The sequence below is a fragment of the Arthrobacter ginkgonis genome (assembly GCF_039540195.1).
Taxonomy (GTDB): Bacteria; Actinomycetota; Actinomycetes; order Actinomycetales; family Micrococcaceae; genus Zafaria; species Zafaria ginkgonis.
In genome coordinates this window covers 34,707-47,560 of the sequence record NZ_BAABEO010000036.1, presented here as the reverse complement: position 1 = coordinate 47,560, position 12,854 = coordinate 34,707, and the positions used below count along the sequence as shown (strand labels likewise).

The following is a 12,854-nucleotide window of genomic DNA, read 5'->3' as shown; positions in this document are numbered from 1 at the left end:
CGCCGTCCACTCACAGCCAGCTAAAGAAATGAGGAATCACATGACCCTGTTGTTCAGCCCGCTCACGCTACGGCGGACAAGCTTCAAGAATCGCGTGTGGGTGGCGGCCATGTGCCAATACTCGTCAGAGGAAGGCATGCCGACCGACTGGCACCTGGTCCACTACGGGGCCATGGCGCGGGGTGGCGCTGGACTGGTGATGACGGAAGCAACCGCCGTCCATCCGGAAGGCCGGATTTCCCAGGCCGACGCAGGCATCTGGACCGACGAACAGGCTGTCACCTACCGCAGGATCACCGATTTCATCCGCGCTCAGGGGGCCCAACCGGCGATTCAGCTGGCCCACGCGGGACGCAAGGCGTCGGTGACAAATACGTGGTCCGGCAACTCGTACGTAGGCCCCGCCGACGGCGGGTGGGAACCCGTGGCCCCTTCGCCCATCGCGTACCCTGACGGCGATAAGCCCGTGCCCCGCGAATTGACCGCAGCCGAGGTGCAGGAACTGGTCGAATCGTTTGCGTTCGCCGCCTCCCGTGCTGTCGGTCTCGCCGGATTCGAGGTGATCGAAATCCATGCCGCACACGGTTACCTCATCCACGAGTTCCTGTCCCCTCTGACCAACCGCCGCGACGATGCGTACGGGGGTTCCCTGGAGGGGCGGTGCAAGTTCCTGCTTGACATCGTCAAGGCTGTCCGTGAAGCCGTCGGACCCGAGATTCCCGTTCTGGTGCGATTCTCGGCCACCGACTGGATCGAGGGCGGATGGAGCGTGGAAGACACGGTGCAGTCGGCGCAGTGGGTCCGCCGTGAGGGCGCGGATCTGGCCGACATCTCCACGGCTGGCCTGTCCACCGAGCAGGACATCAGGATCGGTCCCGGCTATCAGGTCCCCTTTGCCCGCCAGGTCAAGCGGGCGGCGGGAATGGCCACGGCCGCCGTCGGATTGATCACGGACCCGCGCCAGGCCGAACAGATCCTCGTGGACCAGTCGGCCGACGTGATCATGCTGGGACGCGAACTGCTTCGGAACCCCCACTGGCCGCTGTGGGCGGCGCACCAGCTCGAGGCCGACGTGGCGTGGCCGAATCCGTATCACAAAGCCAAGTTCCGGCGGTCGGCAGCGCGGATCTGACACGCCAAACGGAAGGGGCCCCGTCCTGGGGAGATCGGTACCGAACCGAATCCTGGGACGGGGCCCCTTTATTGTGCAAGGAGACTGTTGGCTCACCAGCCCGCGACCGCGCGGAGCTTCCCCTTCACGATTTTTCCGCTCGGGTTGACGGGCATGACGCCGTGCTCCACGAACTTGAACACCTTGGGGATCTTGTAGCCGGCGAGGTGGTCGCGGAGGTAGGCGCGCAGTTCGTCCTCGGTGGCACTCTGGCCCGTCCGGAAGGCCACGACGACACGGACCTCCTCGTCCCATTCGGTGCTGGGAACCCCCAACACCCCGCACTCCATGACCGCCGGATGGGCATACAGGAGCTGCTCGATCTCCGCGGCGTAGACGTTTTCGCCGCCGGTCTTGATCATGTCCTTGGACCGGTCCCGGAAGAACAGGTACCCGTCGTCGTCGCGGACTCCCAGATCGCCGGTGTGCAGCCAGCCGTCTCGGATCGCGTCCGCTGTGGCCTCAGGCTGGTCGAAATAACCGAGCATTACGCCGGGGCCACGCACACAGATTTCGCCCAATTCGTTCGGAGGAAGCTCCACTCCGAACGGGTCAAGGATCCGGGCCTCGACGAACGTGTATTCCTTCCCGATGGAGCCGTCGAGTTCGGGCTTCAGGATGTCCTCGGGGAGCAGCCGGGAGACCATCGGCCCGGCCTCGGTCAGCCCGTACCGGAAGAACATCCTCAAGCCCGCCACCTTCTCCAGCACGGCCTTCTTGTCCGGCATCCGGAGCAGGCCGCCTCCGCTATGGAGCTGCTTCAGATGCTGCTGGACCCCTGGACGGTCGAAGATTCCGGCGTTGAGCAGCCGGCGGATCATGTTCGGGATGATGAACGTCGAGTTGACGCCTTCCGTTTCAACGACCCGGGCGAATTCCTCTTCCGAGAACTTGCGCATCATGACGTTGGTTCCGCCGGTGACGTAATGCGGGAGCACCACGCACAGCAGCGCGGCGGAATGGAAGACCGGGGTGATGCTGCAGCCGACGTTGTCCGGGGCCTGGCCCAGGCCACAGTCCACCAGTTCGTTGATGGCGTTGTTGATCGATCCGTGGTGTGAGAGCACCACGCCCTTCGAACGGCCCGTCGTCCCGCCGGTGAACAGGATCAGCAGGGGATCCTTGGGGGCGATGCGCACCTCGACAGGGGCACCTGAGTGCAGGAGCTGCTCGTACTTTGGTCCTTCGGTGAAGCATTCGGGCTCGCTGTCGACCGTCCAACTCGCCGAGGCGGCTTCAAGCAGCTGCCTGAACTCGTCTTCCACCAGGATGACCGCCGGTTTCGTCAGGCTGACACCGGCGGCAAGCTCCTGGGCCGCCCACCGCCAGTTGTAGGCGGTGTATACGCCGCCCACCAAGGAGATCCCCAGAAGGGTCTCGATCGCGAAATTGCTGTTCGCGCTGAGGACTCCGATCCGTTCGCCCGGCTTCACCCCCAGGGACTGGAGGCCCCGGGCCAACGACTCCGCCCGTTCGGACAGTTCACCGTGGGTGAGGCGGCCCTTTTCGTCGACGAGTGCCGTTCCCTGTGGATTCCGGCGGGCGTTGAGCCGGACAAAGTCAGCAAGTGTGAACACGTTTGCTCCTGTATATCGTCTGGTGGTGGATCCGTCCGGCCCGTCCACGGGGGGCGGCCCCTTCCGGGGCGTTCCGAACATGGTATGGCCGGCCCGTTTTTAAGCGAAGGCTGGTGCCGTGTGTCCTAATGGGACGTCGTCGCGGCGACCGCGGCTGCCGCGTGTCGCTTCATCAGGGCTGTGCGGCGCACCACGCAGACGAGTTCGTTGTTCTGGTTGTAGCCGCGGTGCTCGATGCCCACGATCCCGGTGTCCGGGCGGGACTTCGACTCGCGCTTGTCCAGCGCCTCGGTCTCCACCCGCAGGGTGTCGCCGAAAAAGACCGGCTTCGGGAACTCGATCTCGCGGAAGCCCAGGTTGCCGAGCGTGGTGCCCAAGGTGGTCTCCTGCACCGGGATGCCCGTGACGACGCCGAGGGTGAAGATGCTGTTGACGATCTGCCGCCCGAAGATGCTGTCCTTGGCAAACTCCGCGTCCAGGTGCAGGGGCTGGACGTTCATGGTGAGCGTCGTAATGAGCAGGTTGTCGGTTTCGGTGACTGTGCGGGTCACTTCGTGCTTGATGACCTCGCCGATGGTGAAGTCCTCGTAGTACATGCCGGCCATGGTCGGCCTCCTTTCGGTGGTGCTGTCAGTTGCGGGCCAGCGCCAGCGCCTCGCGGGCGTGGTTGGCGTGGGCCAGATCGATGTGGTCGCCGCGGTAGGACACCGCCCCGTGACCGTTGCGCTGGCCGTCTTCGAAGGCCTCGATGAGTCCGGCGTAGTAGTCGCGCAGCGTCTCGGTGAGCCCGTATTCCTCGTTGGCGACGGGGGCGTGGGACGGGTGGATCAGCACCTGGCCCGTGTAGCCGAGTCCGCTGTTGTCCTGCGCGAAGCGGCGCATGCCCTCCAGGTTCCGGACCTCCTGCCACAGGCCCAGCACGATGGTGCGAATCCCGGCGGCCCGGGCCGCGACGACCACCTTGCTGCGCAGGTAGAGGGTTTCCAGGCCTTCGGCGGTCCAGCGGAAGCCCACCTCGCGGGAGACATCGGCGTCCTTGGCCGCCGCTGCCATCACGCCGCCCACGCGGGGGCCGGCGAGGATCTCGTCGACCTTGCTGATGGACGCGGCTGTCTCCAGCGAGGGGACCAGTTCCACGGTTCCGCGGTCGAGGCCGTGGTCCAATTCGGCCGCGGTGACCAGGGCGTCGAAGCGGACCACGTCATCCCGGGAGAAGAGCTTGGGCAGCAGGAACGCGGTGAGGTTCCGGTGCGTCACCTCGGCGACGTCGCGGCCGAAGAACGCGGTGTCTAGGGCGTTGGGGCGGATGAGGATGCCCTTGGTGCCATCGTGGGCCTCCAGCGCGTCGCGGGCGTTGGCCCGAGCCAGTTCCTTCTCCTGCGGCGGAACGGAGTCCTCGAGGTCGATGATGACGGCGTCGGCGTCGGAGGCGAGGGCCTTGTCGATCCAGTCCCGCTTGTGGCCGGGAACGAACAGCAGCGAGCGGTAGGGTTTCATGCCGCGGCCTCCTCGGTGATCTTGGTGAGCAGGGTGCCGGCGGCCAGGGAGTGGCCGATGGTGGCGTCAATGTCGCCGACAACCCCGGAGACGGGGGCGGGGATGGGGTTCTCCATCTTCATGGCTTCCAGGACGAAGAGCACCTCGCCCTTCTCCACCCGCTGGCCGGGAGCAACGTTGATTTTCACGATGGTGCCCTGCATCGGCGCCTTGACGGTGCCGTCGCTGACGGCCTCGCGCTTGGCCCGTGCCTGCCGTGTACGGCCGCCGGCGGCGCTTGCGGTGTCCGCCGCCGGTGCCGCCGGCGCCGCTGCGCCGTACCCTGCGCCGGTGCCGTAGTCGCTAAACGTGGGGATGATATAGAAGCGTCCCCCCACCTCCACGGTGGAGCGGTCCGCGGGTTCTTCCTCGGTGAAGTCGACGGTTTCCTCCAGCCACAGGGTGCTGAAGCGCACCTGGCGGAAATCCGGGTGGGACACGATGGTTTTGGCGGCCGGGGCGGTGGTCGGGACACCCTCGATCTTGAGTCGGTCCAGCCCGTCCAGCAACCGCTCGATGGCGGTCTCCCGGTCCGGGCCGTAGGCGATGAGCTTGCCGATGAGGCTGTCGTAGTACGGAAGCACGATGTCTCCGGAGACGTAGCCGCCGTCGAACCGCAAGCCCTCGCCTTCAGGCGCCTCGAGCACGTCCACCGGGCCCGGCGCCGGGAGGAACTTCCCCTCGGCGACGTCCTCGGCGTTGATGCGGGCCTCGATGGCCGCGCCCTTGGGAGCCAGGTTGTCCAGGATGGAGAGCCTCTCTCCCGCGGCGACGCGGATCTGCTCCGCGATGAGGTCCACCCCGTGGACCATTTCCGTGACCGGGTGCTCCACCTGGATGCGCGTGTTCATCTCCAGGAAGTAGAACTTCTCGTCCTCGACGAGGAACTCGACGGTTCCGGCACCGACGTAGCCGACCTCGCGGGCGAGGCGGACGGCGGATTCGCCCATGGACCGGCGCAGCGCGTCGGACAACCCGGGTGCCGGGGACTCCTCCACGAGCTTCTGGTGGCGGCGCTGGACCGAGCAGTCGCGGTCGCCGACGTAGACGGTGTTGCCGTGGGAGTCGGCGAAGACCTGCACCTCGACGTGGCGGGCGTGGGTGAGATACCGCTCGAGGTAGACCTCGCCGTTGCCGAAGGCCGCGGTCGCCTCGCGCACCGCGGCGTCGAAGGCCTCCTGCGCCTGGTCGGCCGAATCGATGCGGCGCATGCCGCGTCCGCCGCCGCCGGCGGAGGCCTTCACCAGCACCGGGTAGCCGTGTTCGGCCCCGAAGGCCTCAACCACGGCAGCGCTGGCGATGGCCCCGTTGGACCCCGGAGCCAGCGGCACTTGAGCGTTCACGGCGACCTCGCGGGCGGCGACCTTGCCGCCCATCGTGGTTATGGCATGGGCCGAGGGACCGATGAACGCCAGCCCGGCAGCGGCCACGGCTTCGGCGAAGGCGGCGTTTTCCGAGAGGAAGCCGTAGCCCGGGTGGATAGCCTGGGCGCCGGACTCCACGGCCGCGGCGATGATCTTCCCGATGTTCAGGTAGTTCTCGCTGGCCGGCCCCTCCCCCAGGTCAACCGCGGCGTCGGCGACGCGCACGTGCAGGGATCCGGCGTCGGCGCTGGAATGGACCGCCACGGACTCGATGCCCAGGGAACGGCAGCTGCGGGCCACGCGCACGGCGATTTCGCCGCGGTTGGCAATGAGGATCTTAGTGAACATGGGTGTCCTTCGTGCTAGGCGCCGACGCTCAGCGCACGGTGCAGGTGTTGCGGCATGCGCCGATGCCGGAGATGGAGGTGGTGACGGTGCTGCCGTCACCCAGGAATTCCTTCGGGTCCCGCCCGTCGCCGACCCCACCCGGGGTTCCGGTGAGGATGACGTCGCCCGGGTGCAGGGTGGTAATGGCTGAGATGTAGCGGATGAGGTCCACGGGGCCGAAGACCAGGTCGGCGGTGCCGGACTTCTGCTTGGTGGCGCCGTCGACGGCGCATTCGAGCAGCAGGTCCGGGGCGGTGCCGGCCTGGTCCGCAGTGAGCAGGAACGGGCCCAGCGGCGTGGTTGCATCGAACGTCTTGCCCTGCAGCCACTCGGGCGTTCGGCGCTGGAAGTCGCGGGCGGAAATGTCGTTGGCGACGGTGAAGCCGGCGATAGCGGCGGAGGCCTCCTCCTCCGTGGCCCGGCGCACCGTGCGTCCGATGACGACGGCGAGTTCGGCCTCCCAGTCGACGGCATCGGATCCCGGCGGCAGCACAATCGAGTCGTTGGCCCCGACGAGGGCGTCGGCGAACTTGGCGAAGAGCGTCGGGTGGGTGGGCAATTCGCGCCCCATCTCCAAGATGTGCTCGCGGTAGTTCAGACCCACGCACACGATCTTTCCCGGGGCGGTGACCAGGGGCGCGAAGTCCGCATCCTCGAGCGGAAGCCGGTCGCTGCCGTCGTACAGCCCCGGTTCCGGCGAGCCGGCGCGCAGCCACTCCCCGACGTCCTCGAACGGCAGCAGCATCAGCTGTCCCTCCATCTCCACCGCCGCCGCTGTCCCGCCGTCGACGCGGACCGTTGCCAGCCTCATGCCGCCCGCCCCCTGCACATGATGTGGGTTTCTTCCGTGCCGCGGTGGTCGGGTTTCGTCCCCTCGCCAACTGTTCGCACTACTCACTCCTCAATCGGACGTTGGGACGGCGGATTGGCCGTCCAAACTGACATCAACACGTTACGAACAAGCGTTCGTTCGAAAGCTTAGTATGACGCGGATCATGGTGCAAGGGACTGCTTCAGGCGGCGGGCCGGCGCGAGGGGAAACCGGAAGCTTGGCCCGGCACGCGCAGCCGCCACCAGGGCACCTCCTGCGCCACACGCCGCAGAGCCGGCTTCTCCGCGTCCGTGCGTGGCGCGAAGGAGCCGGCTCTGCCGGTGGTTGAACCGCTACGGGGTGGCCGAAATGGCGGTGCCGGGGCTAGCTCTCTCGGGTTCCGGTTCCGCGGAGGCGCCAAGATAGACCTGCTGGACTATCTTGTCTGCCTTCAGCTCCGCCGAAGTGCCGGAGGCCAGCATCCTCCCGCCGCTCATGAGGTAGCCGCGGTCGGCCAGGCCCAGGGCCGCGTGCGCATTCTGCTCGACAAGGACGATCGTGAGCCCGGATTCGCGGCGCAGCTCGCCGAGAACGTCCATGATCCGCGCGGTCATCTGCGGCGCGAGGCCGAGACTGGGCTCGTCCAGCAGCATGACCTTAGGCCGGCTCAGCATGGCCCGCCCGATGGCCAGCATCTGCTGCTCGCCGCCACTCAGTGTTCCTGCCAACTGGTCCGACCGCTCCGCAAGGCGGGGAAAGATGTCGAAGACGCGCTCGACAGTGGCCTTGGCGGCGCCGTCGCGCCGGGTCACGTAGCCGCCGAGCACCAGGTTGTCCCGGACCGTCAGGGACGAGAAGACCTGGCGGCCCTCGGGAACCAGCACGCAGCCGATCTTCACAACGCCGGCCTGCGAGAGCCTGTCCGTCGCCTGGCCCCCAATCCTGATGGTGCCGCGCCGCAGCCTGTGGGAACGGGCTACGACGTTGAGCAGGGTGCTCTTGCCGGCACCATTTGGGCCGATGATGGTGACGATCTCTCCCTCGTCGGCGTCGAAGGAGACGTCGAAGAGCACCTGTGCGCGCCCGTAGGAGTAGTCGAGGTTGGCCACTTCCAGCATCCGGCTCATCGCACAGCCTCCGTTTCAAGGGCCTGGACCGCGGTCGGAGCCTGGGCGCGTTGGGTCGTTTCGCTAGCAGGGACGCCCAGATAGGCGTCGATCACGGACTGGTCGGCTTGGACCTCGGCGGGCGCGCCCACCTTGAGGGTGGCGCCGAAGTTGACGACGTGGACCCGGTCGGCGGCGGCCATGACGAACTCCATGTCGTGTTCGATCACCAGGACGGCAATGCCTTCCCGGCCGAGCTGGCGCAGCAGGACCAGCAGCGACTTCTTCTCCGCCTTGTTCAGACCCGCGCACGGCTCGTCGAGCAGCAACACCTTAGGGTTCGCGACCAGGGCCCGGGCGATCTCGATCTTCTTCTGCTGACCCAGCGAGAGGTTTTTTGCGTCCTCGGCGGCCAAATGGCCCAGGCTCAGGCGCTCCAGCACCGCATGGGCCAGCCGGTCGAGCTCGCGTTCCTCGCGCAAGGCCCCCCGGGTCGGGACCGAGGAACGGAGCATTCCCACGCGGCCGCGCAGGTGCGCTCCGACCTTGACGGTGGACAGGACGTCCATGCCCTCGAACAGGCAAGGGGTCTGGAACGAGCGGCTGAGGCCGTGCCGGGCGACCACGTGGGCGGGTTTTCCGGTGAAGTCCTCGTTTTCGATGGACACCGCCCCGGCCGTGGGCAGCAGGTTGCCCGAGAGCAGGTTCACCAGAGTGGACTTGCCGGCGCCGTTGGGGCCGATGACCGCCAGGACCTCGCCCGCGTGGATGTCCAGGGTGATGTCGTTGACCGCCGTCACGCCGCCGAAGCGCTTGACCAGTCCGCGGGCGGAGAGCACGACGCCCCCGGCTTCGTGTCCTTGCTCGGCCCGCTCGGCGTCGTCCCGGGCGCGGGCCTGGGTCATCGTGACATACTCCGCTTCGGCCTCTGGCGGGGCCCCCAGTTCGGTGGGCCGGCCGTTCCGGCGCAGCCGCCGGGCGGCGGCCTCGACGACCCCGACGATGCCGTCGGGGCGGAGAATGAGGATCACGACGAGCAGGAAGCCCAGGACGAGCGTCTGGCCAGCACCGACCGCGGCCGAACCGAGCAACTGGGTGAGCACGCCCTCGATGCCCTGGTGGAGGAACTCCAGGACAACGGCGCCGATGATCGCCCCCCACGGCGACCGCATACCGCCTAGCACGGCGATCACCAGGACGTCGATCGCCGTCACGACGCCGAAGGGCGGCGGGTTCACGTACATGACCTGGTGCGCGTAGAGGGATCCGGCCAAGCTGCTGATCACGGCCGAGGCGATGAAGACCCGGGTCTTGGACGAGCCGATGTCGATCCCGGCGGAGGCGGCGGCAGCCTCGTGGCCACGGATGGCCTTCAGTGCGCGGCCTTCGCGGCCCACGGCGAGCCGGAGGCAGCCCCAGAGGACCAGGCCGACGATCAGCCAGTTCAGGATGAAGTGCTGGCCGGTGTCGAAGAGGTCGACCCCGAAAACGTTCAAGGCGGACAGCGGAAGCCCGGACGAGCCGCCGGTAATTTCCAGGTTGTTGACGAGCAGGAAGAACACCTCGCTCAGCGCGAGGGTGGCCATGGCCAGGAAGTGTCCACGCAGGCGAAAGATCGGCCTGCCTAGAAGGTAGGCGGCCACCGCGGCGACCGCGGCGCTGGCCACGATGGCCAGGAGGCCGGCCCAGCCGAAGTTCATAGTCAGGAGGGCGCTGCCATAGGCCCCGATTCCGTAGAAGGCGCCGACCGCCAGAGAGAACTGTCCGGCATATCCGGTCACCAGGATCATGCCCAGAGCCAGCAGTGCCATCAGGCCCACGCTGGCGCCGATCCCCTGCCAGTAGGGGGCCAGGCAGAGTCCGGCCGCGATCACGGCCAGGATCCAGATGAGGGCACCTGCTCCATGGCGCCATCCGAGTCCGTGGGCTCGGGGGCGGGCCCTGTCGGCTGCGCGCTGGGCGGGTCCGGTCGTTTCAGCACTCGGGGTCTTGGCAAACCTAGACACGGTCGGCCACCACCTTTCGGGTCAGGCCCTGGGGGCGCAGGACGAGCACGGCGATGAGCAGCGCGAAGACGATGGTCTCGGCGTGGGCCGTCGAGATACCGCGGGCGGCGACGTTCTCCACCAGTGCGATGAGGAATCCGCCGGCAAGGGTCAGGCCAAGCTTGTCGAAGCCGCCCAGGATGGCGGCGATGAAGCCCTTGAGGCCCAGTGTGAACCCCGCCCCGACGGTGATGAACGACGTCGGGACCTGGGTGGCGAGCACTCCCCCGGCGACCGCGCCGGAGACGGCGAAGGCGATGGTTGCCATTACGGTGAGATTGATGCCCACGACGCCGGCGGCGTAGTTGTTGACGGCGCAGGCACTGAGCGCCTTGCCGGTCAGGGTGCGGTCGAAGAACAGCACGAGTGCGATAAAGGCCACGACCGTGATGCCGATGACCCATAGGGCTTGTTGCGGCAGGGCGGCCCCGAGGACGCTGACCGGTTCACCGGAGGTGATCGGTGCGAACTGGCGCGGTCCGGTGCCGAAGATCAGCTGGAGGATGGAGCGGATGACGATGCCAACGCCCAGCGTCACGATCGTCTGGACCAGCAGTCCCTGCTTACGGAGCGGGAAGATCGCGAAGTGGTACATGAGGACGCTCGCAACGGCACCGGTGACAGCGCCGACGGCGATGGCGGCCAGCGGGGGCATCACCGCCGAGGCGACGACGGCTCCGAAGGCGCCGGCCACGGCGATGTCGCCCTGGGCGAAGTTGACCATTCCGGTCATTCGGTGGATCACCACGTAGCCGATTCCCATGGAGCCATAGATGGCGCCCACTGCTAAGGCGGAGAGCACCAGCTGCAATCCAACGTCCATGACAATCCCTTCATTGAAAACTGATGACTTACTTGGGCCGCGAGAGAGACGAGACTTATACGAACAAGCGCTCGTTCGACAATGACCCTAGGTTATGACCTGGATCACGTCAACCGTTTCCGCCCGGCAGCGGGAGGACCCGCCGCGCCCCTTCCGCTGCCGCGACCCGGGCGGCAGCGGGCTCAACCCTCCTGGAGCCAGTCCGGATCGGGGAGGCCAAACTGCCGAACAGGAAGGAACATAGGCTCGCTCACCAGAAGTTCGACCCTCGTCCGCACGAGTCGCATCCGAGAGATGCGCCAAGCCTCGCCGACACGGCGGTATTCCTCCTCGTAGAGTCCGTAACCGCGGATTCCGTGAAGGCCTGGGATTTTGGCGCCCCGATACTCCCGGCTGTCGCGCGGCCAGACCAGGTAGTCGTGCATCGACCAGACGCCCCTGATCGAGTGGTCCCCCGTCGCGACCAGCCGCGGCATGAAACCCTGATGCACCGATTCGACGTCGCACAGGAACGCCGATACGCCCGCAACAAATCCATCGGCGTCGTTCGCCGCAAAGGGAAATCCGTCGAAGGTCGAGTCGTCCGCGAAAAGTGACCTGAGCCGCGCCCAGCGCTTTGCATCCAGATGCCGGAAGTAATCGCTCTTCAGGTTCCTGACCGCGTCAAAGTCGGCGGAGGTGAGACCCCTTCCGAGGGGATCCAAACCCGGTTCTCGCAGGGGATGCTCAGTAGGACTTTTCGACATGGAACTCGCCTTCCTTGACCCGCAGGACGGTCAGGCCGACCAAGTCGGACGGACCATGCACTTCCGGCGAGAACGAGTAGATCGCATTGACGCCCACGATCTTGTCCGTGGAGCCCTCTAGGGCATCGCGGATTCCCTCCCTAGCGGCCTGCACGTTGGAGGGATCCGGCGCGGCGGTCTCAAGGGCGTTCTCCAGCAGAATCGCCCCATCCCAGCCATTGGCCGCATACTGGCCCGGCATCTCCGAGTACGCCTCCTGATACTGGTCGACCAGGTTCTTCGTCACCTCATACTGGGGATCTGTCGCGTCCAGCGTGTCAGCGGCAAGCACCTTCGACCCCTGGAGCAGGGTCTCGTTGGTGGCGGCGCCGCCACTTTCGACATACACGGGAGAGCCGGCGCCCGGGGAATTGAACAGCGTAGGGGCGAAGTTCATGGCCGCAGCGCTCTTCGCAACAATGGCGTTGGCAGGGTTTGACGCCCAGACCAGCAACGAATCGGCGTTCGCCGGCTTGATCTTGGACAGCTGCGCGGTCACGTCCGTGGCGGTGGCATTGAACACCTCGCTGGCCACCAGTTCGATGCCAAACTTCTTAGCCACTTCCGGGGCGATGCTGGTGGCAGCCTGCCCATAGCCGTCATTGGTTGCCAGCAGAGCGATCTTGCTCCACCCCTGTTCCTTCGCGTAGGCGAACTGCCCTTCCAAGGACAGCGTCGTCCCTGTGTACTGCTTGAACATGTACTTTGCCTCATCGGCAGGCTGGATGATGTTGTCCCCGGAAGCCAGCGCGATCACGGGAACCTTCAGCGAGTTGGCAAAGGACCTGATGGCGACCGACTCGCCCGTGGAACTGGGACCAAGGACCGCGACGACCTGCTCCTGGGTGGCCAGCTTGCGCAGCTGGTTGACTGAGGTGGCCTCATCGGTAGCGCTGTCAAGTACGACGAGTTCGACCTTCTTGCCGTCGATGCCCCCGTCGGCGTTGACCTTGTCGAAGTAGAGCTCAATGGCCTTCTTCTCCGGCTCCCCCAGGGCGGCGTAGGCACCGGTCAGGCCCACCAGCACGCCGACCTTATAGGTTCCGGCCTCCGCGGCTCCGCTGGACGAACCGCAGGCGGACGCGGACAACGCCAGGGCGCCCGCCGCGACAACCGCTGCAGCCAGTCGCAATACCGACCTCGTAGATTTCATAGCCAAGGCGAACTTCCTTCCTTCGGACGTGGGATCGAGGGCGAGAATCGCTTGCACATGATCCGCATCACATTTGATGGACTTGATTCAAACGAA

Annotated in this window: 11 protein-coding genes; 1 reads left to right on the top strand and 10 read right to left on the bottom strand. The window is 66.6% G+C overall.

All coding sequences use genetic code 11. The annotated features are described in order from the left end of the window. Positions 1 to 40: 40 nt before the first annotated feature. Positions 41 to 1,132, top strand: a complete 1,092-nt coding sequence (locus ABD912_RS22955) for an NADH:flavin oxidoreductase/NADH oxidase (protein WP_345154726.1) — start codon at positions 41 to 43, stop codon at positions 1,130 to 1,132. A gap of 92 nt (positions 1,133 to 1,224) precedes the next feature. Here ABD912_RS22955 and ABD912_RS22950 read toward each other — a convergent pair whose 3' ends face one another. From ABD912_RS22950 to ABD912_RS22905, 10 genes are all read right to left on the bottom strand, one after another. Next, the gene (locus ABD912_RS22950) at positions 1,225 to 2,748 is read right to left on the bottom strand and encodes a class I adenylate-forming enzyme family protein (RefSeq protein WP_345154725.1); all 1,524 of its coding nucleotides are present in this window, start codon (positions 2,746 to 2,748) and stop codon (positions 1,225 to 1,227) included. 125 nt (positions 2,749 to 2,873) lie between these two features. After that, the gene (locus ABD912_RS22945) at positions 2,874 to 3,353 is read right to left on the bottom strand and encodes a MaoC family dehydratase (RefSeq protein ID WP_345154723.1); all 480 of its coding nucleotides are present in this window, start codon (positions 3,351 to 3,353) and stop codon (positions 2,874 to 2,876) included. A 25-nt stretch (positions 3,354 to 3,378) separates the two neighbouring features. Continuing rightward, positions 3,379 to 4,245, bottom strand: a complete 867-nt coding sequence (locus tag ABD912_RS22940) for an HpcH/HpaI aldolase/citrate lyase family protein (protein WP_345154722.1) — start codon at positions 4,243 to 4,245, stop codon at positions 3,379 to 3,381. After that, positions 4,242 to 5,996 carry an acetyl/propionyl/methylcrotonyl-CoA carboxylase subunit alpha gene (locus tag ABD912_RS22935; protein WP_345154720.1) on the bottom strand — a complete coding sequence of 585 codons (1,755 nt, stop codon included), beginning with the start codon at positions 5,994 to 5,996 and terminating at the stop codon, positions 4,242 to 4,244. Before ABD912_RS22935 ends, ABD912_RS22940 begins: the two co-directional genes overlap by 4 nt. Positions 5,997 to 6,024: 28 nt before the next feature. Next, positions 6,025 to 6,846 (bottom strand): fumarylacetoacetate hydrolase family protein, encoded by an 822-nt coding sequence (locus ABD912_RS22930; protein WP_345154718.1) that lies wholly within the window; start codon positions 6,844 to 6,846, stop codon positions 6,025 to 6,027. Positions 6,847 to 7,199: 353 nt separating this feature from the next. Then, the gene (locus tag ABD912_RS22925) at positions 7,200 to 7,973 is read right to left on the bottom strand and encodes an ABC transporter ATP-binding protein (RefSeq protein ID WP_345154716.1); all 774 of its coding nucleotides are present in this window, start codon (positions 7,971 to 7,973) and stop codon (positions 7,200 to 7,202) included. Further along, complete coding sequence (locus ABD912_RS22920) at positions 7,970 to 9,958, bottom strand: branched-chain amino acid ABC transporter ATP-binding protein/permease (protein ID WP_345154714.1); 1,989 nt, start codon at positions 9,956 to 9,958, stop codon at positions 7,970 to 7,972. Before ABD912_RS22920 ends, ABD912_RS22925 begins: the two co-directional genes overlap by 4 nt. Further along, the gene (locus ABD912_RS22915; RefSeq protein ID WP_345154712.1) at positions 9,951 to 10,820 is read right to left on the bottom strand and encodes a branched-chain amino acid ABC transporter permease; all 870 of its coding nucleotides are present in this window, start codon (positions 10,818 to 10,820) and stop codon (positions 9,951 to 9,953) included. Before ABD912_RS22915 ends, ABD912_RS22920 begins: the two co-directional genes overlap by 8 nt. Before the next feature lie 182 nt (positions 10,821 to 11,002). Continuing rightward, the gene (locus ABD912_RS22910; RefSeq protein WP_345154710.1) at positions 11,003 to 11,524 is read right to left on the bottom strand and encodes a nuclear transport factor 2 family protein; all 522 of its coding nucleotides are present in this window, start codon (positions 11,522 to 11,524) and stop codon (positions 11,003 to 11,005) included. Between the two features lie 22 nt (positions 11,525 to 11,546). Continuing rightward, entirely contained in the window at positions 11,547 to 12,758 is a 1,212-nt protein-coding gene (locus ABD912_RS22905; RefSeq protein ID WP_345154708.1) for an ABC transporter substrate-binding protein, read from the bottom strand. Positions 12,759 to 12,854: the final 96 nt, after the last annotated feature.

Bases quoted from the DNA above. Each gene is read 5' to 3' on its own strand.
- ABD912_RS22955 (WP_345154726.1), top strand. From the start codon at position 41: ATGACCCTGTTGTTCAGCCCGCTCACGCTACGGCGGACAAGCTTCAAG.
- ABD912_RS22945 (WP_345154723.1), bottom strand. From the start codon at position 3,353: ATGGCCGGCATGTACTACGAGGACTTCACCATCGGCGAGGTCATCAAG.
- ABD912_RS22940 (WP_345154722.1), bottom strand. From the start codon at position 4,245: ATGAAACCCTACCGCTCGCTGCTGTTCGTTCCCGGCCACAAGCGGGAC.
- ABD912_RS22935 (WP_345154720.1), bottom strand. From the start codon at position 5,996: ATGTTCACTAAGATCCTCATTGCCAACCGCGGCGAAATCGCCGTGCGC.
- ABD912_RS22930 (WP_345154718.1), bottom strand. From the start codon at position 6,846: ATGAGGCTGGCAACGGTCCGCGTCGACGGCGGGACAGCGGCGGCGGTG.
- ABD912_RS22925 (WP_345154716.1), bottom strand. From the start codon at position 7,973: ATGAGCCGGATGCTGGAAGTGGCCAACCTCGACTACTCCTACGGGCGC.
- ABD912_RS22915 (WP_345154712.1), bottom strand. From the start codon at position 10,820: ATGGACGTTGGATTGCAGCTGGTGCTCTCCGCCTTAGCAGTGGGCGCC.
- ABD912_RS22905 (WP_345154708.1), bottom strand. From the start codon at position 12,758: ATGAAATCTACGAGGTCGGTATTGCGACTGGCTGCAGCGGTTGTCGCG.